Source organism: Desulfocurvus vexinensis DSM 17965 (assembly GCF_000519125.1).
GTDB lineage: Bacteria > Desulfobacterota > Desulfovibrionia > Desulfovibrionales > Desulfovibrionaceae > Desulfocurvus > Desulfocurvus vexinensis.
In genome coordinates, this window is record NZ_JAEX01000007.1 from 154,250 (window position 1) to 172,268 (window position 18,019).

An 18,019-nucleotide genomic window follows, 5' to 3' on the forward strand; every position below is an offset into this window, starting at 1 on the left:
CCCGCGACGGCGCCCCCCGGGGGGCGCCGTTATGCGTTACGCCCTGCGCGCCCACGCTTGCGCAAAGGCACGGGGCCGCCGGATTGCACGGCTGCGGGAAGCTGGAAAGCGGAGCAGGTTGGGGCTGGGGGGCTAGGGGGTCTTGATGCGGCCGACCACGGAATCGATCTGGCGGCCCAGGGGGGTTTGCAGGCGCAGTTCGCGTTCGACGTTGGTGATGCCCTTGAGCACGGTGGAGTGGCGGCGGTTGAACTGGCTGCCGATCTGTTTGAGCGGCATATCCGTGTGCATCCGCGCCAGGTAGAAGGCGGTGTTGCGGGCCAGCACGATGTCGCGCCTGCGGCTCTTGGAGGCCAGGGCCGTGGGCTCGATGCCGAAGCTGCGGCAGATGTGCTCCATGATGCGCTGGAAGCTGACCCGCCCGGTGTCGGTGGCCGTGTAGTTGCGCAGCACCTGGGCCACCATGTCCATGGTGATGGCTTCGCCCAGCAGGCGGGCCTTGAGCACCAGGCTTTGCAGGCAGCTTTCCAGCTGGCGCACGTCGTCGGTCAGGTGCTCGGCCAGGCAGTCGGACACGTCGGCGGGCAGGGCCACCTGATGCTGGCGGGCCTTGCTTTCCAGAATGCGGCGCCGGGTGTCGTAGCAGGGGCGGTCGATGGTCGCCAGAAAGCCCGAGCACAGCCGCGAGGCCAGGTGGTCGTCCACGTCCTTGAGCTCGCGGGGCAGAAACGAGCTGGACAGCACGACCTTGCAGCCGCGGGACTGGAGGGCCTTCAGGGTTTCCAGCAGCTCGTCCTGGGTGCGCTCCTTGCCCTGCAGGAAGTGGATGTCCTCAAGCAGCAGCACGTCCACGTTGTCGCGGAAACGGTTTTTGAAGCGCTCCATCTCGCGGGAGCGGATGGCCAGGATGAGCTGGGTGGCAAACTCCTCGGCGGTCAGGTAGGCGATGCGCACGTTGGAGCGGTTGCTGGCCTGGGCCATGGTCCGCCCGATGGATTGCAGCAGGTGCGTCTTGCCCAGCCCCGGGGCCGAGTTCAGGAACATCTGGTCGAAGTCCAGCCCGCCGCGGGTCATGCCCTTGGCGGCCACGTAGGCCAGCTCGTTGCACGGGCCGACCACGAAATCATCGAACCCGAAGCGCCAGGACAGGGTGTTCAGGCCCTGGGGCACCAGGCTCGGCAGGCCGAGCTGCTCCGGGGCCGGGGCGCGCCCCGGCGCGCCGCCGTTGCCGTTGCCCCCTGGGGCGCCCTTGCCGTTGCCGCCCGGGCGGGCACCCGGGGCCTGCTCGGGGCAGGGGGCGCTCTGCATGGCCCTGGGGCGCACGGCGATGTCGATGGCCGGGCGCTCGCCCATGGCCTGCGTGGCGGCCTCGGCGATGGTCTCCAGCAGCCTGTCGCGCACCCAGGAGGCCACGAAGGCGTTGGGCGCGAACAGGGTCAGGCGGCCATCGGCGGCCTCGGCGTCCAGGGGCTTGATCCAGACCTGGAACAGGCCGGGGTTGACCGTTTTTTCCAGGATGTTCAGTGTCTGAGGCCACGCATTCATCATGGAGCGTGTTCTAGGCCGATTCCGGCCTGCGGGCAAAGGGCGTAATCCGGTGTCGCACGCTCGTCACACATGGCTTTCCCCACATCCGCCCAACAGCTTAACAATCTGAAATAAAAGATAATTCGCGCCAAGGCGCGGAAATCCGTACCCTGCGAGGAAGCACCACCGGGCAAGGGTTGCCACCCGTCAAGTGGAACATCCCGGGAAAAGTTTTCCACAGGGTCAAATATGCCATTCGTCGAATTCCGAACCCTTCTGCCTTTTTTTGCATTCGATCCCTGGATAATGTTGCTCTTGCCCGGCCTTTGTTCTTGACAACCCGCGAAACCCGGCCCAGGCCAGCCTTCGCGGGCCATCCGCCCGCCCTGCCCCGGCCGGATGTCATAATCGTGAAGAAACAGCCCAGTATGCACAAAATTGGCACAGGAGCGACACCCGCAACCCAAATCCCGCGCCCCGCAGGGCACAGCGGGCCAGGCGCCCTGCGGCGCGGCATGCGGCCAGCCATAACCGACCCTGGTGGTCAAAAAATGCAGGTCTGGTCCGATTAACGGCGATGTCCGGTAACGCCGGGCTGCCGGGCGGAAGGCCCGGCGCCGTGCCCGGCGGGAGACGGCACGGCGCCCCGGGCGGGCGCATGGCGGGAGACGGCAGGCGGAGGCGGCGGAGGTGCAAGCCCCCGGACGGGCGGGTACGCAACCGGGTGCCGCGCCCCGGAGCCAGGCCGGGCGAACCCTCCCCGGACGCGCAGGTGCGCAGACAGCTTGAAAGGCTGTCCTTCGGGCCAGGGCAGCGCCTTCCGGGCGGGCAGACAGGGCGGGCAGCGAACGACGGGGGCCGCAGACGCAGCGCGGGCGCGGGCCGCGCGGGCCCCGCTTTTCCGGCCGGGCCCGGGGAGGCAGGCGCGGGCGCGGAGCGCGGGCCCGCGCGGCGGCCTCAGCCGCCCAGCAGGGGGTAGTTCTCGCGCTGGAGTTCCTCGGGATAGGGCTCGGCCATGTAGCGCTCCCAGACGCTGCGCGAGGCGTGCAGCTCCACGAGGATGCGCGCGAGCTTCATGCCGTCCTTGGTCCACCAGCGGTAGCGGGGGTCGCAGTCCGCAGGCACGACCAGCGCCCCGGTCTCGTCGATGCGCGGCCGCGACAGGGGCACGTCGTCCATGACCACCGGCCCCGGCCCGCCCGCCCCCGGGGCCCCGGGCAGGCTCACTGCCCGCCCCGGGCCGCGAAGGCCGCGATGTCTTCGGCGAACTGCGCGCGCAGGTCGTCGAAGACCACGGGGATGCGCCGGGAGAACTCGTCCAGCAGGGGCAGCATGATCTCGCGGATCTGCGGGTGGGCCGCCCCGGCGCAGCGCAGGCGCATGACGTGGCGCCACTCGCGCAGGTTGGCGGTCATGACGATCTCGGTCTTCAGGCTGTTGGGCAGCACGGCGCGGGCCTCCTGGGCCTTGGCCCCGGCGGCCATCAGCTCCAGGTAGGCCGCCTCGGCCTCGCGCATGGCGCGCTCCCAGAGCACATACTGCGGGCTGCCCTCGGCCCAGAACAGCGGGCGGATCACGGTGATCTCGCTGCCGAAGCGGTCCTTGGAGTAGTTGGCGTAGCGCGTGGATTCCTGGCTGTAGGACGCCAGCCGGTGGCGCACCAGCTCGTGGGTCACGCCGCGGTCGCAGACAAAGCGCACCGTGGCCGAGGCGTGCTCGATGACGCTCTCGTGGCCCGAGCGCAGGATGCGCGCCACGAACTCGCGCCCCGAGTCCGGGGTCATCTTGTCCTCAGACTTGTAGCAGGTGCGTCCGGCGGCCTCGATGTGCGCCAGCACGCTTTCGGGGTCGGGCAGGGCCATGATCTGGAAGCTGGCGGCGACGATTCTCACGAAAGGCTCCCCTGTCCGGAGGTGATGCGATTCAGGTGGGCGTAGGCCTTGGCCGTGGCCACGCGCCCGCGCGGGGTGCGCTTCAAAAAGCCGCACTGCATGAGGTAGGGCTCGTAGATCTCCTCGATGGTGCGCACCTCCTCGGAGCAGGCCACGGCCAGGGTCTTCACGCCCACGGGGCCGCCCGAGTAGTGGTGGATGAGCACGGAGAGGATCTTGCGGTCCATGGTGTCCAGGCCCGAGCCGTCCACGTCCAGACGTTCCAGGGCGGCCTCGGCGGCGGCGGCGTCCACGGTGCCGTCGCCCTCCACCAGGGCGAAATCGCGCACGCGGCGCAGCAGGCGGTTGGCGATGCGCGGGGTGCCGCGCGAGCGCCGCCCGATGACCAGGGCGCCCTCGGGCGTGAGCGGCACGCCCAGGATGGCCGCCGCGCGGGTGACGATGCGCGCCAGCTCCGCCGGGGCGTAGAACTCCAGGCGCGCGATGACCCCGAAGCGGTCGCGCAGGGGCGAGGTCAGCAGGCCGATGCGCGTGGTGGCACCCACCAGGGTGAAGGGCTCCAGGTCGATCTTCACCGTGCGCGCCCCGGGGCCCTGGCCGATGACCAGATCGAGCTTGAAGTCCTCCATGGCCGGGTAGAGGATTTCCTCCACCGCCGGGGGCATGCGGTGGATCTCGTCGATGAACAGGATGTCGTGGCGCGACACGTTGGTCAGGATGGCCGCCAGGTCGCCGCTGCGCTCCAGCACCGGGCCCGACGTGCTGACCAGGTTGACCCCCAGCTCGCTGGCCAGGATCTGGGCCAGGGTCGTCTTGCCCAGGCCCGGGCAGCCGTAGAGCAGCGCATGGTCCATGGCCTGGCCGCGCTCCAGCGCGGCGGAGAGGAACACGCGCAAATTGGCGCGCAGCTCGTCCTGGCCGATGAATTCGTCCAGCCTGCGCGGGCGGATGCCGTCGTCGGGGCCGGGCCCGCAGGCCGGGGGGGAAACGGATGCCATGCTCATTCACGCGCCTTGGAGATGTGCCGCAGGGCGGCGCGCAGGGCGCCGGCCACGTCGAGGTCGGGTTCCGCGCCCAGGACGGTTTCGAGCACGCCCCGGGCCTGGGCTTCGTCATAGCCCAGATTGGTCAGCCCCGCCAGGGCGTCGCGGAAGACCGACGCCGCAGGCCCGGGCAGCCCCCCGGGCAGCGGCCCCGGGGCCACGCCGCCGGGTTCGAGCTTGTATTTCAACTCGATGAAGATGCGCTGGGCGCTCTTCTTGCCGATGCCCGGCACCTGCACCAGGGGCATGAAATCGTCGGCCAGGACCACCCGGCGCAGGTCGTCGGGCGAGAAGACCGAGAGCATGGCCAGGGCCGTCTTGGGCCCGAGCTTGGAGATGGACAGCAACAGGGCGAAGGTCTCGCGCTCGTCCCAGGTGGCGAAGCCGTAAAGCTCCAGGGCGTCCTCGCGCACGATGGTCTGCACGAAGAGCTCCACCTCGCCCTGGCGCGGCAGCCCGGCGGCGGCGTGCACCGTCAGGCCGACCTCGTAGCCCACCCCGCCCGGGGTCAGCACCACGCAGGAGCTTTCGGACCGGGCCACCACCGTGCCGCGCAGATAGGCGATCATGGCTGCTTTCCCGCCAGCCGGTCGAACCGGCGCTGGTTGAGGTGGCACAGGGCCACGGCCAGGGCGTCGGAGGCGTCCTCGGCCCAGCCGGGGTTCTTCATGCCCAGGGAGTGGGCGACCATCCAGGCCACCTGGCCCTTGGGCGCGTTGCCCACGCCCACAAGGTTCTTCTTGACCACCGTGGGCTCGTAGGCCGCCACGGGAATGCCCGCCACGGCCACGGCGGCGATGGCCGCCCCGCGCGCCTGCCCGAGCTTGAGCGCGCTCATGGTGTTGCGCGAGACGAACACGTTCTCCACGGCGGCCACGTCGGGCCCGTGGCGGGCCACCAGCTCGGCCACCCCGGCGTGGATGCGCCCCAGGCGGCGGCCCAGGTCCTTTTCCGCGCCGGTGGTGATGGTCCCGGCCTCCACGAGCATGGCCCGGCCCGACACCTCGCGCACCAGCCCGAAGCCGGTGACGCGCGAGCCGGGGTCGATGCCCAGCACGAGCAGGCCGTTGTCCGCCATGGCCGGGGGCTAGCCCTGCTCCAGCTCGGCGAACAGCTCGTCGGGCAGCTCGGCGTTGTGGAAGACGTTCTGCACGTCGTCGTTGTCTTCGAGCTTGTCGATGAGGTTCACCAGCTTGCGCCCGGTGTCCACGTCCACGTCGATGGTGTTCTGGGCGATCATGGAAATCTCGGCGGAGGAGTACTCCAGGCCTGCGTCGTCGAAGGCCTGCTGCACGGCGGCGAAATCCTCGGGGGCGCAGCGCACTTCCCAGGCCTCGCCGTCGTCCACCACGTCCTCGGCCCCGGCCTCCAGGCCGGCCTCCATGATCTGCTCCTCGCCGTACTTGGCCTTGTCGAAGTACAAGGTGCCCTTCTTGTCGAACATCCAGGCCACGCACCCGGCCTCGCCCATGTTGCCGTTGCCTCGCGACAGGATGTGGCGGACCTCGGCCACGGTGCGGTTCTTGTTGTCCGTGGCGGCCTCGACGAGGATGGCGATGCCCCCGGGGCCGTAGCCCTCGTACTGCACCTCGAACATTTCGCCGCCCGCCAGCTCGCCGGTGCCCTTCTTGATGGCGTTCTCGATCTTGTCCTTGGGCAGGTTCACGGCCTTGGCGGCCTGGATGGCGGCGCGCAGGCGGGGGTTCATGTCCGGGTTGCCGCCGCTCTTGGCGGCGATGATGATTTCCTTCGCGGCCTTGGTGAAGGCCTTGCCGCGCTTGGCGTCCTGGCGCCCCTTGCGGTGCTGGATGTTGGCCCATTTGCTGTGACCGGCCATGGTGTCCTCCGAATGCGCTGAATGTAGTGATATGGTTGTGCCGCGCGCCCGGGGGCGGCGCGGCGCCGGATCATTCCCGGCCCAGGAAGTCCTGGCCCACGTAGAAGATTTCCTTGCTCTCCGGGCGCGAACTCTTGGGCTTGAAGGTCTTGACCTTGCCGAAGCGGGCCCGCAGGGCTTCGCGGTAGGCCTGCTCGTCGGGCCCCTGGAACACCTTGACCACGAAGTGCCCGCCCTTTACCAAGGTCACAAGGGCCACGGCAAGGGCCTCCTCGCACAGGTTCATGGACCGGGCCTGGTCCGTGCCCTTGTGGCCCGTGGTGCTGGGCGCCATGTCGGACATGACCACATGGAACGGCCCGCGCGCGGCCAGCTCGGCCTCGAAGGCCTCCGAGCGCTGGAACACGTCTTCGCGGAAGAAGGCCACGTTGCCGGGGAAGCCCGTTTCGGTAGCCTGGATGTCCGCCGCCAGGACGAAGCCCCCGGGGCCGACCTTCTTGGCGGCCCACAGGGTCCACGAGCCGGGGGCCGCGCCCAGGTCCAGCACGGTCATGCCCGTGCGGAACAGGCCGAAGCGCTTGTCCAGCTCCTGGAGCTTGTAGACCGAGCGCGCGGGGTAGTTCTCGCGCTTGGCCCGCTCGAAATAATGGTCCCGGTACTTTTTCATGTGGTTGGCGCCCTGCGGGAAAATTTCTTGTAACAGGCGACCCCCGGGGGCCGCAACACCTGGCAGCCCATGAACACACGCCCCGAACGACCGCGCATCACCACCGAGCTGGGCATGCTCCAGACGCCGCCCGACGGCCCGGCGCAATTCACCCGCGAAGGCGGGCCGGACGGGCCGGGCGGCCATGTGCTGCTGCTGGGCATAGGGCCGGACCCGGCCCAGGCGGCGGCCCTGCTGCCGCCGGGCAGGGCCGTATACGCCATGGAGGCCCCCGGGTTCAAGGCCCAGATGCCGCCCTCGTGGCACGCGGCCCTGCCCGGGCACTGGCGCCTGCTGGAGCCCGGCGACCTGGACGAATTTCTCATCGCCGGGGCCGAGCTGTGGGTCTACCGCCCCGGGGCGCGGCTGTTCCCGTCGTTCTGGGGGCCGATTCTGGGCCGCTGCCGTTTCCTGGCCGGGCTGCGGGCCGCGCCCGCCCTGCCCGCGCCCCGGCCCTCGGTGCTCTTGCCGGGCGCCGAGGGCGACCTGCTGGTGCGCGAGCTGGCCGCCGCGCTGACCCGGGCCGGGCTGGCCGTGCGCGTGCTGCCCCCGAAGCATACGGGCGAGCTGGTGCCCGCCCTGCTGCGCCAGGAGCGCCCGGCCCTGTTCTTGTGCGTCAATTTCAGGGGCCTGGACCCCTTCGGTGAGCTGTTCCACCTGCTGGACGCCGCGCGGGTGCCGGTGTGCGTGTGGTGCGTGGACAATCCGTTCCATCTGGTCAGCGGGCTGCGCTCGCCCTTCTGGACCCGGGTGCGGCTGGCGCTGACCGACGCGTCCTTCGCCCCGGCCCTGCGCCTGCACGGCGTGCGCGAGGTGCTGCACCTGCCCCTGGCGGCCTGCCCGGAGCTGTTCGCGCCCGGGGGGGGCGGGGGGGCGGGGGCAGGCGCCGGGGGGGGCGCCGGGGGGAGCACCGGGGGGAGCACGGATGCGGGCTGCCCGGGCGGCGGCGCGGGCGCGGGCGCAGGCACGGCCCTGGGCAGCCGCGGCGCCATGGCGCCGGACCGGGGCGTGCCCTCGGGCGTGGGCCCGGAGCCGGACCTGGGCCTGGACGGGCGGATGGTCTTCGTGGGCCGTTCGCAGTTTCCGGGGCGGGAGAAATTTTTCGCGGGCAGCGCCGTGCCGCGCTGGCAATGGGACGCGGCCCGGGCCATGCTCGGCGCGGGCGGGCGGCCCGACTACCACTGGTGGGCCGAGCGGCTGGCCATCTGGCCGCTGTGGCCCGGGGCCGAGGCCCGGCGCATCGGGGCCGGGGCCGACGCCGCCAGCCGCGAGCTGCGCGCCGCCTGCCTGGAAGCCGCCGCGCCCCTGGGCCTGACGGTCTACGGCGACCAGGGCTGGGCCGAACGCCTGCCCGCCGGGGCCACCCTGCGCCCGCCCGTGGACTACTACACCACCCTGCCCGCCATCTACCGCCAGGCCGCCTGGACCCTCAACGCCACCAGCCTGCTGCTGCCCCACGGCCTGACCCAGCGCCATTTCGACGTCTGGGCGGCAGGCGGCCTGCTGCTCACCGACGCCACCCCGGGCCTGTCCCTTTTCCCGGAGGAGCTAGTCCGCGAGGTCCGCTTCGCCACCCCTGCCGACCTCCCCACCCTGGCCCGCCGCCTCGCCCCCGGCACCCCCCTGCGCCACGACATACAAACCGCCTGGCGCACAGAAATCCTCACCCACCACACCTACACCCACCGCGTGGCCGCGCTGAGGGAGTGGCTGGGGGTGTAGGTGCGAAGGGAGATGAGGAGACAATACATCAATGCATACTCCCACAGCCTAAAGGAGCCGTCTTATGTTGACAGCGTTCATATCCCTATGTGCAGTCACCATTGGTGCATTTCTCCAATTCTATTTCACAAAATATCTTGAAGAAAAGCGGCACAATAGAGAGATACGAGTAAAAGCATATCTTGATTTTTGGAGTTGCGTAAGCAGATACGGGCATCACAACATCACTAAAGATCCAAGTGCGAAATCCGCTTTGGACAGCCAGACTTCTGAGACGAAATGTCGGATATGCCTCTATGGATCAGATAATGTCATTAAATCTCTTGCTTTTTTTCAAGAAATGGGTGCTCAAACTGCAACAAAAGAACAGCGTGATTCGCTAATCAACCTTATCGCATCGATGCGCAAAGACACAATCGGGAGTAGCTCTATTGGTTCAGACGAGCTACACCTCATTCTTTTGGGACCAAGGCACTAAGCACAATAGAATTGAATATTGAATCCCCCGCGACGGCACACCGTCGCGGGGGATTTCTCATTCTTCAAGTCTACTACGCGCGACGCCACCCAACGCCGCAGCCTGCGCTAGCTTTGCAGGAACTCGCGGTAGGCCAGGGTTGTGGCGTAGAGGTCGGCCTTGGAGCTGATCTCGAAGGGCGAGTGCATGGAGAGCACGCCGGGGCCGAAGTCGATGATGTCCATGCCGTAGGCCGCGAGGTATTTGGCCACCGTGCCGCCGCCGCCCAGGTCCACCCGGCCCAGCTCGGCCATCTGCCAGGGGATTCCGGCGCGGTTCAGCAGGTTGCGCAGGAAGCCCACATACTCGGCGTGGGCGTCGTTGGCGCCGACCTTGCCCCGGTGGCCGGTGAACTTGCAGAACACCGGGCCGTGGCCCAGCAGCGACGAGTTGAGCTTCTCGTGCACGTCCTGGTAGTCCGGGTCCAGGGCGCCGTGCACGTCCGCCGACACGGCGCGCGTGTTCAGGAAGATTTCCGACAGCCGCGCGCCGGGCTCCCAGGCCCGGGCCAGGTCGTCCATGCAATACTCGAAGAACAGGCTCTTGGCGCCCGTGGCGCCCTCGGAGCCGATCTCCTCCTTGTCCCAGAACAGCACCACCTGGGTGTGCTCCGGGGCCTTGGCGGCCAGCAGGGCTTCCAGGGCGGCGAAGACGCAGATGCGGTCGTCCTGGCCGTAGCCGCCGATGAGCGAGCCGTCCAGCCCCACGGGCCGCGCCGCGCCCGCCGGAACGATCTGAAGCTCGGCGGAGAACAAGTCCTCCTCCACCAGCCCGTACTTGGCGTTGAGCATGTCCAGCACGCGGCCCTTGACGCGGTTCTTCTCGTCGGAGGCCGCGCCGTCCTTGCCCTTGGCGGCTTTCTTGGCCCGGGGCTCGTGGCCGAAAACGATGTTCAGCTTCTCGGCCTCGAAGGCGTTGGTCACGGTCTTTTCCATCTGCCCGTAGGCCAGGTGCGGCAGCAGGTCGAGCACGGTGAACACCGGGTCGCCCGCGTCCTCGCCGATGTTGACCACCACGGCCTGGCCGTCGGCGCGCACCACCACCCCGTGCAGGGCCAGGGGCCGGGCGAACCACTGGTGCTTGCGGATGCCGCCGTAGTAGTGCGTCTTGGCCAGCCCCACGCCGCATTCCTCGTAGAGCGGGTGCTGCTTGAGGTCCAGGCGCGGGGTGTCGGCGTGGGCGCCCACGAGGCGCACGCCCGCGGACAGGGGCCGCTTGCCGCGCCGGGCCAGGAACATGGTCTTGCCGCGCATGTCGCGCCAGACCATGTCGTGGCCCAGGTCGTCCTTGAATCCGGCCTTCTGCACCTTGGCGCACACATATTCGATGGTCTCGCGCTCGGTCTTGCAGGCGGAGAGGAACTCCAGGTAGCGGGCGGCCAGGGCGTCCATGGCCTTGCGGTCCTTGGGCGCGGCGTACACGTCCCAGCAGTTGCGGGTTTCGTATGTCAGGTCGGTCTTCTTCTCGGACATGGGGTCTCCTTGGGGGTCGTCTGCTAGGGAACCAGGGCCTGCCGCAGGGCGGCGGCCACCAGGGAAATTTCGTCGTCGCCCAGGGTGCGCGGGTCGAGGCAGAAATGGTCGTCCTGGGTGCGGCCCACCAGGGGCGGGTCCGTGCCCAGCAGCCTGCGGCGCAGCTCCTCGGCCCCGGTGCCGTCAGCGGGCGCCAGGGTGACCAGGGTGGTGGGCAGATCGCGCTCGGGGAAGGCCCCGCCGCCCACGCGCGACATGCCCGGCGCAAGGCCGACCACCGCCGCCGCGCCCAGGTCGCGGCGCAGGCGCCGCGCCAGCCGCCCGGCCCGCACGCGCAGCTCCTGCGCCGTGGCGGTGATCATGCGCAGGGTCGGCACGCGGCGCAGGGCCGCCTCGGGGTCCAGGTAGAGCCGCAGGGTGGCCTCCAGGGCCGCCAGGGTCATCTTGTCGATGCGCAGGGCGCGGTTCAGGGGGTTCTTCTTGAGCCGCGCGATCCAGCGCTCGCGGCCCACGATGATCCCGGCCTGGGGCCCGCCCAGCACCTTGTCGCCCGAGAAGGTCACCGCATCCAGCCCGGCGGCCACGGCCTGCTGCACCGTGGGCTCGCCCAGGGGCCCGCCGCCCAGCTCGGCCAGGCTGCCGCTGCCCAGGTCCTCGATGACGGGCAGGCCGTGGCGCGCGCCGATCTCGGCCAGCTCCCGCGCGCCCACCTCGCTGGTGAAGCCGATCATGCGGTAGTTGGAGCAGTGGACCTTGAGCAGCGCGGCGGTGTTCTCGGTGATGGCGCCTTCGTAGTCGCGCGGGTGGGTGCGGTTGGTGGCGCCGACCTCCACCAGGATGGCCCCCGAGCGGGCCATGACATCGGGAATGCGGAAGGAGCCGCCGATTTCCACGAGCTGCCCGCGCGAAACGACCACCTCGCGGCCCTTGGCCAGGGTGTCCAGCACGAGCATCACGGCGGCGGCGTTGTTGTTGACCACCAGGGCGGCCTCGGCCCCGGTCAGCCGCGCGAGCAGGGCCTCGACGTGACTGTAGCGGCTGCCGCGCTCGCCCGTTGCCAGCGAGAATTCCAGGTTGGAGTAGCGCGCGCAGGCGTCGGCCACGGCGGCCATGGCCTCGGGCGCCAGGATGGAGCGGCCCAGGTTGGTGTGCACCACCACGCCCGTGGCGTTGAGCACGCGGCGGAAATGCGGGCGGCAGGCCGCGCGGGCAAAGGCCGCCAGGGCCGGACGCAGGGCGGCGGGGTCCAGGGCGGCGGGGTCGGCCACGCGGCCCTCGCGGATGTCGCGGCGCAGCGAATCCAGGAAATCCGTGACCGCCTCGCGCAGCAGCGGGCGCGGCAGGGCCGCCAGGTCCGGGGCGGCGGTCAATTCGGCCAGGGCGGCGTCCATGCTCGGCAGGCGGCGGAAGAGTTCGTGCATCGGTCCTGTCCTGTTGCTCGGGTGCGGGGCGGCGCCGACCACGCGGGGCGCGGCGGGGCGGGCATCGGCGCAGCGCGGATGCTACCCTGCCCCGGCCCGCCCCGCAAGCCCAGGCGGGCCGAAAGCCCCGGGCGGGCGAAACGCGGGGCGACGCGGCGCCGGATTTTCGGCGTCCACACCGAGCGTACGCAGCACCACGAACCCAGGCGGGCCCGGGGCCGGGGCCGGGGCAGGCCGAAGGCGGCGGGTCGTCAGGCCGAGGGCCCGTCCTCCGGGGCCGGGAGCGGCGGCAGGGCCAGGTCCGGCCCCCGGGTGCCCAGGGCCTCGGGGCGCAGGGCGAAGAAGGCGCCCAGCAGGTACAGCGAGCCGCAGACCAGCACCGGCCCCGGGGCCCCCGCGCCGTCCCCGAGCCCGTCGGCCAGCTCCAACGCCCGGGCCAGCCCCGGCAGGGGCACGGCGCGCGGGCCCAGCAGCGCGGCGGCGGCCTCGGGCGCCAGGGCGCGCGGCACCTCGGGCAGGGCGGGCAGCCACAGCGGCCCGGCGGTCAGCCCGGCCACCAGGGGCGCCATGGCCGCCAGATCCTTGTCGGCCATGCAGGCGAAGATCACGGCGGCGGGGCGCGGCACGGCGCGGCCCACGGCCCGGGCCAGGCGCTCCAGGGCGGGCGCGTTGTGCGCGCCGTCCAGCCAGAGCTCTGCGCGCCCCGGCCCGCCCGGCACGCATTGCAGCCGCCCCGGCAGCCGTGCGGCGCCGATGGCCCGGGCGCAGGCGGCGGGGTCCGAGGCCCAGCCCCGGGCGCGGGCCAGCACCGTCCAGGCCGCCAGGGCCAGGGCCGCGTTCTCGCGCTGGTGCTCCCCGGCCATGGCCGGGGCGGGCACCCCGGCGCACGGCCCGGGGGGAGCCGCGCCGAGGACATCCGCAACGGTCATGAACGGCGCGCCGATCTCGCGGGCCCGCTCGCGCAGCACGGCCATGGCCTCGGGCGGCTGGGGTCCGCTGACGGCGGGCACGCCCGGGCGCATGGCCCCGGCCTTGTCGCGGGCGATATGCGCCAGGGTCGGCCCGAGCACGGCCATATGGTCCAGGCCCATGGGCGTGAACACCGTGAGGTCCGCATCCAGGGCGGTGGTGGCGTCGTGGGCGCCGCCCAGGCCCGCTTCCAGCACCACCGCGGCGCACCCCGCGCGGACAAAGCCCAGGGCCGCGATGGCCGTGACGCACTCGAAATAGGTCAGCTCCGGCCCGCCGGGGGTAGCCAGCACGGCGCTCCCAAGGGTCATCCAGGCCGCCTCGTCCAGCTTGCGCCCGTCCACCAGCACCCGTTCGCGCACGTCCACGAAATGCGGCGAGGCGTACAGCCCCGCGCGCAGCCCGTGGGCGCGCATGATCTCGGCCAGCATCAGCGACACCGAGCCCTTGCCGTTGGTGCCCACCACCTGCACGGCCACGGGCCGGGCCACGGCGCCAGGGCCCCGGGCCGCCCCCGGGGGTGCGGCGACCGCTGCGCCCGGCAGGGGGCGCCCCCCTTCCTGGCGCCCCGCCAGCCCCAGGGCCTCCAGGGCCGCGCGCATCCGCCCCAGGCCGAAGTCCATATGGAACATGCCCCGGGCGTCCAGATGGGCGGCGAGGTCCGCGAAACAGGCCAGGGGCGCGGGGCGGGCGGAAGCCGAGGCCGCAGGGCCGCAGGCCGCCCCGGGCGCACAGGACGCGGACGACGCGCACGGCGCGGGGGCGGCAGGCCCGCAGGTCGCGGGGTCTGCGGGGCGAGAGGCCTCAGGGCCGCAGGCCGCCCCGGGCGCACATGGTGCGCACGGCGCGGAGGCGGCGGGCTCGCGGGTCGCAGCGCCTGCCGGGCAAGGGCGCGCGGGGCGGGTGGATGCGGATTTTCCCATGACCGGGCCAATAGCACGTTCCCCCGCGCCCCGCCAGCCGCGCCCGGCGCCCCGGGTGCCATCCGGCCCCACGCCCCGGTTCCCACACCCCGGCCCCGCGTTCCACCTCGCCCACGGCCCGCGCCCGGCCCGCGCCCGGCGCCCTCCCTTGACCGCGCGGCGCGTCGTGGCATATAAGACGCATCCCCCAGCGCGCGCCAGTAGCTCAGTTGGATAGAGCATCGGCCTTCTAAGCCGACGGCCGGGGGTTCGATCCCTCCCTGGCGCGCCAATTAAAATTAAAGAATCTCAGTATGATAGCTGAGATTCTTTTCTTTTTCCATCCTGTTTTTATCCTCCCCCTTGTCTTTATGGGAACTTTTTGGGAACATCCCAATTAAGAAAGGAGACCGTAATGGCGTGTATCGAGAAGCGCGGGCCCTACCAGTTCCGCGTCAAAATCAAGCGCAAGGGCTTCCCTCCTCAGAGCAAGACCTTTGAGGCATACGATGACGCCGTAAAATGGGCGCGGGAGGTGGAATCGGAAATCGACAGAGGCGTCTTCGTCAGCCGCCGCGAGGCCGAAAGCACCACCCTCCAGGAAGCGCTGGAGCGTTTCGAGCTGGAATATCTCGATAACTACAAAACACCTCGCAAGGTCCGCAGCCGAATCCGCCAGATTACCAATCGCCCCATCTCCAGCAAGCACCTCGCCGCGATCCGCGGCAAGGATCTCGCCGAGCACATCAGGCTCCGTCAGGATGAAGGCGCAGGCGCGCAGACGATAACCCACGAAATCAATCTCATCTCGCGCATTTATGGGATCGCCAGCACGGACTGGGGCATGGAATCCCTTCACAACCCAGCCAAGCGGGTGAACAAGCCCAAGCTCCCACCCGGGCGGTCTCGCCGCCTTGAAGTGAAAGAAGAAGAGCAGCTGCTGCAGGCCGCGGATGAACGCCTCAAGCCGGTGATCCTCTTCGCCTTGGAGACAGCCATGCGCCGGTCGGAGATCGCCGAACTCAGTTGGGATCGTGTCGACCTCAAGCAACGCTTCATACACCTCCCCATGACCAAAAACGGCGAAGCCAGATCAGTGCCGCTGTCGCGCAGTGCGATCGAAATCCTCAAATCGATCCCCAGGAATATTCAAGGCGAAGTGTTTGGCCTGAGCGCGAATTGGATAACCAAACTTTTTCATAGAGCCAGCACTGGCGCTGGGTTACCTGACTTGAGATTCCATGATCTGCGGCACGAGGCGATCAGCCGCTTGTTTGAAAATACCGACCTGGATGTGATGGAGATCAAGACCATCAGCGGGCACAAGACCCTTCAGATGCTTGCGCGCTATAGCCATTTACGTGCACACAGGCTGGCGGATCGCCTGGACGGGGTCAAGCGGGGACAGAAGGCTTAATTCGCAAGGCCAAAAGAATACACGGCTAATTCGAACATGAGGCTTCTTCCTGATCACAAAAGGCTCTCGGGATTCATCTCAAAAACAACGCTTCGGAAGCAGTCAAGGCGCACAAATGAACAGGAGATGAGCAATGAGCAGAGATGTAGCATTCGGCCAGACCTGGTTCGATCAGGGGCGTGAGGTAGCCTACGCAGGCTTCACTTTCACCCGCGTCATGCGCATCCGCATCCGTGGTGGCATCACCCACGAATTTTGCCCCATGCCCGGAACGAACCCGTTTACACTCGCCACTGAGATAGTGACCAGGCTCTTTCCCAACGCAACGAGCCCATTGCCCAAGGGCTAACAGCACGAAGGCGTGGGATTGGCATGCTCTCGCGTATCCCCATCCTCGGAGACCTCCACGGCGACATGGAGGCCCTGGCCTGGCTCTCGGAGCATGCGGAGCCGGATCTCATCCTACAGGTCGGCGACTTTGGCAACTTCCCAGGCCTCATAGAGGAGCGCCTGCTCGGGCGCAACGTGACGCCAAACGGACGGCGTGTCCCGGTCCATTGGTGCGCGGGCAATCACGAGTGCTGGCCGCTGCTCGCTGATCTGACGAAGCCAACCGAAATGGCCCCAGGCGTGATCTACCAGCCTACGGGCTCAACCCTCACGTTGCCTGATGGCAGGGTGGTGCTGTTTCTAGGGGGGCGCGAAGTCCGTCGACTGGCCACTCCGGGTGGAGGGGGCCTCCGTCTGGCGTGACCTTGAGGCCTCGGAGATCGACTTGGCCGCGCTCCCGGAACGTGTCGACGTGGTGATCTCGCACCCCCTGCCGCAGGCCGTCGCCATGATGGTCGTGGACCGCACGAGCGGGACACGGGAGATTCTGGAATCAGCCCACGGCTGGGACATGAGCCCGGCCCCGCTGGAAAAGACGCTGGAGGGCGTCCTGGAGCGCTGCAGGCCTGCTCAATGCTGGCCACTTCCACCGATTCGCCGCGGGCGTGACTCCGGCGGGGTGCCGATGGACGGCCCTGGGCAAGGTGGCCTGGTGGAGCCCTGCGCGAGAGTGGCTGACCTGGTTGGAGCCGTACGATCCGGATTATGTGGCTGCAGTCGTGTCGGAGTTGCGGAATAAGACCAGGGATGGTTGGCGGTAGCGCCCCCATAGGTGTTAGGGCTATATTTCTTGTCATAAACTAAATTACTGCCTAATATTCTGGTCATTATGCCGAAAAAGGAACCCATCATCGTCCGAAGCGGACTCAAGAAACTCGGAGAGTCGCTGAAAAAGGCCCGCCTGCGCCGTCGCCTGAGAATGGTGACGGTTGCCGATCGGGCGGGCATAAGCCGCGAAACCCTATCGAAGATCCAAAAAGGAAATCCCGGCGTAAGCATGGGCAGCTATGCCGCTGTTATCTTCGCGCTTGGTTTCGGCACCGACTGGATGGGCCTGGCCGACATCGCCGAAGACAAGCTGGGTCTGGCCCTGGACGAAGAAAGGATCCCGCGCCGCGCCAGGGAGATCAAGCTATGATGCATATCGGCGTGATTGAGCGGTGGCGGATCCTCTGGTGGCCGAGCAATAAGGGGCCCGTGCCTTTCTTGGCGGGCCGGACTGTTCTCGGCGAGGAGTCCTCCCGCGCGATTATCACCAGCCCGATCGAGAGCGGTACGGTGGCTCAGGGCCAGACCGTCCTCACACGCTCAGGCTCGGTCTACTCCCTCGGCAAACCGCTGCCCGCCGATCAGATCCCCGGCGAGGACGTGCGCGAACTCCTGCTGCGCCGGGCTACGACGTGGGCCGAACGGGTGAGCATCAATCCAGCCGAACCTGAGCGGATGGACGAGATTACGGACTTGGTGGGGCGCATCCTCAGGGGCGAGATCGGACCCGGAGGAGTGCTATCCTGACACCCTCTGCGCGCAGTATTTAAAGCCCCTGGAGGTCCAGGGGCTTTTTGCTTTGACTGCCGGGTGCAGAGCCGTTCTCAGAGTCCGGTTCCTAACCTCGTTCATAGTGCGTTCATGGATTTCCAGAGGCGTTTTAATAGCCGAAATCAGGAGCACATTCCGGCACGTCCTCAGGGGGTTCCTCAGGGGACTCAACAGTGTCTCCTCAGAGGACTCCTCAGACCTGTTCTCAGGGGCAAATGCAGGCCCATTTGCAGATTTTATTCCTGCTATCCCCAGTTTCTTAGGGCCATTACCATTGCCCCTTGCAGGCCTATGAGGGGCCACTTATCTTCCTGGCGGCGCTCTCCATTCCTCACCGCTGCCAGGCGTACAACCCCTCCGGATGGAGGGGTTGTAACGCGGGGGTATCACCAAAATCCTTTCTCAAGACTCCCCCAAAACCCCTCATGCTGTCCATCGTTCCCCAGCCGGGTTACTCCGTTGCCTTCAATCCACGGAGAGCCCTCTCATTGCTGAATTGAGCCTTCCATCCCAGCGCTCCGCTGAATCGAAAATCTAGATCACAAGGGCTATCCATCTTGGAAGAGCGGGACTTCATTTCCCCTGCTAAGGAGGCAGCAAAGGAACAACATCATCCCCGGACTGTACGTTTCAATCCACGCCCCCCGCGCGGGGGGCGACTGCGG

17 protein-coding genes and 1 tRNA gene are annotated in these 18,019 nt (G+C 68.7%); 7 read left to right on the top strand and 11 right to left on the bottom strand.

Going from position 1 to position 18,019, the window contains the following annotated elements; all coding sequences use genetic code 11:
• Positions 1–132: 132 nt before the first annotated feature.
• From dnaA to G495_RS0108520, 8 genes are all read right to left on the bottom strand, one after another.
• A complete protein-coding gene (gene dnaA / locus G495_RS0108485; protein WP_028587458.1) occupies positions 133–1,548 on the bottom strand; it encodes a chromosomal replication initiator protein DnaA in 1,416 nt (471 codons plus the stop codon).
• Positions 1,549–2,484: 936 nt separating this feature from the next.
• Entirely contained in the window at positions 2,485–2,754 is a 270-nt protein-coding gene (locus tag G495_RS18355) for a hypothetical protein (protein ID WP_051445205.1), read from the bottom strand.
• The gene (gene thyX / locus G495_RS0108495) at positions 2,751–3,419 is read right to left on the bottom strand and encodes an FAD-dependent thymidylate synthase (protein WP_028587459.1); all 669 of its coding nucleotides are present in this window, start codon (positions 3,417–3,419) and stop codon (positions 2,751–2,753) included. Before thyX ends, G495_RS18355 begins: the two co-directional genes overlap by 4 nt.
• Complete coding sequence (gene ruvB, locus G495_RS0108500) at positions 3,416–4,417, bottom strand: Holliday junction branch migration DNA helicase RuvB (RefSeq protein ID WP_035251489.1); 1,002 nt, start codon at positions 4,415–4,417, stop codon at positions 3,416–3,418. Before ruvB ends, thyX begins: the two co-directional genes overlap by 4 nt.
• A gap of 2 nt (positions 4,418–4,419) precedes the next feature.
• Entirely contained in the window at positions 4,420–5,031 is a 612-nt protein-coding gene (ruvA, locus tag G495_RS0108505) for a Holliday junction branch migration protein RuvA (protein WP_028587461.1), read from the bottom strand.
• Positions 5,028–5,540 carry a crossover junction endodeoxyribonuclease RuvC gene (gene ruvC, locus G495_RS0108510; protein ID WP_028587462.1) on the bottom strand — a complete coding sequence of 171 codons (513 nt, stop codon included), beginning with the start codon at positions 5,538–5,540 and terminating at the stop codon, positions 5,028–5,030. The genes ruvA and ruvC overlap by 4 nt, the downstream gene beginning before the upstream one ends.
• Positions 5,541–5,549: 9 nt before the next feature.
• The gene (locus G495_RS0108515; RefSeq protein WP_028587463.1) at positions 5,550–6,299 is read right to left on the bottom strand and encodes a YebC/PmpR family DNA-binding transcriptional regulator; all 750 of its coding nucleotides are present in this window, start codon (positions 6,297–6,299) and stop codon (positions 5,550–5,552) included.
• A 70-nt stretch (positions 6,300–6,369) separates the two neighbouring features.
• Positions 6,370–6,966 carry an RlmE family RNA methyltransferase gene (locus tag G495_RS0108520; RefSeq protein WP_028587464.1) on the bottom strand — a complete coding sequence of 199 codons (597 nt, stop codon included), beginning with the start codon at positions 6,964–6,966 and terminating at the stop codon, positions 6,370–6,372.
• 69 nt (positions 6,967–7,035) lie between these two features.
• Between G495_RS0108520 and G495_RS0108525 the strand changes: the two genes are divergently transcribed.
• Positions 7,036–8,727: a glycosyltransferase family protein gene (locus G495_RS0108525; protein WP_028587465.1), complete on the top strand. Its 1,692-nt coding sequence runs from the start codon at positions 7,036–7,038 to the stop codon at positions 8,725–8,727.
• Positions 8,728–9,312: 585 nt separating this feature from the next.
• Here the strand turns inward: G495_RS0108525 and G495_RS0108530 are convergent.
• The 3 genes from G495_RS0108530 to G495_RS18360 all read right to left on the bottom strand — a co-directional run bounded on the left by G495_RS0108530 (position 9,313) and on the right by G495_RS18360 (position 13,738).
• Positions 9,313–10,716 carry an aminopeptidase gene (locus tag G495_RS0108530; RefSeq protein WP_028587466.1) on the bottom strand — a complete coding sequence of 468 codons (1,404 nt, stop codon included), beginning with the start codon at positions 10,714–10,716 and terminating at the stop codon, positions 9,313–9,315.
• A 23-nt stretch (positions 10,717–10,739) separates the two neighbouring features.
• Entirely contained in the window at positions 10,740–12,137 is a 1,398-nt protein-coding gene (selA, locus tag G495_RS0108535) for an L-seryl-tRNA(Sec) selenium transferase (RefSeq protein WP_028587467.1), read from the bottom strand.
• Between the two features lie 251 nt (positions 12,138–12,388).
• Positions 12,389–13,738, bottom strand: a complete 1,350-nt coding sequence (locus tag G495_RS18360; RefSeq protein ID WP_051445207.1) for a bifunctional folylpolyglutamate synthase/dihydrofolate synthase — start codon at positions 13,736–13,738, stop codon at positions 12,389–12,391.
• A gap of 485 nt (positions 13,739–14,223) precedes the next feature.
• Here G495_RS18360 and G495_RS0108545 point away from each other — a divergent pair.
• The 6 genes from G495_RS0108545 (at position 14,224) to G495_RS0108570 (ending at position 17,330) form a co-directional block, all read left to right on the top strand.
• Positions 14,224–14,300 (top strand) — tRNA-Arg (locus G495_RS0108545).
• 123 nt (positions 14,301–14,423) lie between these two features.
• Positions 14,424–15,425, top strand: coding sequence for an integrase (locus G495_RS0108550; RefSeq protein ID WP_028587468.1), 1,002 nt, complete (start codon positions 14,424–14,426; stop codon positions 15,423–15,425).
• A 133-nt stretch (positions 15,426–15,558) separates the two neighbouring features.
• Positions 15,559–15,774, top strand: a complete 216-nt coding sequence (locus G495_RS0108555; protein ID WP_028587469.1) for a hypothetical protein — start codon at positions 15,559–15,561, stop codon at positions 15,772–15,774.
• Positions 15,775–15,797: 23 nt separating this feature from the next.
• On the top strand, positions 15,798–16,178 hold the full coding sequence (locus G495_RS22995) for a metallophosphoesterase (protein WP_028587470.1): 381 nt from the start codon (positions 15,798–15,800) through the stop codon (positions 16,176–16,178).
• A gap of 466 nt (positions 16,179–16,644) precedes the next feature.
• The gene (locus tag G495_RS21035) at positions 16,645–16,953 is read left to right on the top strand and encodes a helix-turn-helix domain-containing protein (RefSeq protein WP_035251427.1); all 309 of its coding nucleotides are present in this window, start codon (positions 16,645–16,647) and stop codon (positions 16,951–16,953) included.
• Complete coding sequence (locus G495_RS0108570; protein WP_028587472.1) at positions 16,950–17,330, top strand: hypothetical protein; 381 nt, start codon at positions 16,950–16,952, stop codon at positions 17,328–17,330. Before G495_RS21035 ends, G495_RS0108570 begins: the two co-directional genes overlap by 4 nt.
• The last annotated feature ends 689 nt before the right edge of the window (positions 17,331–18,019 follow it).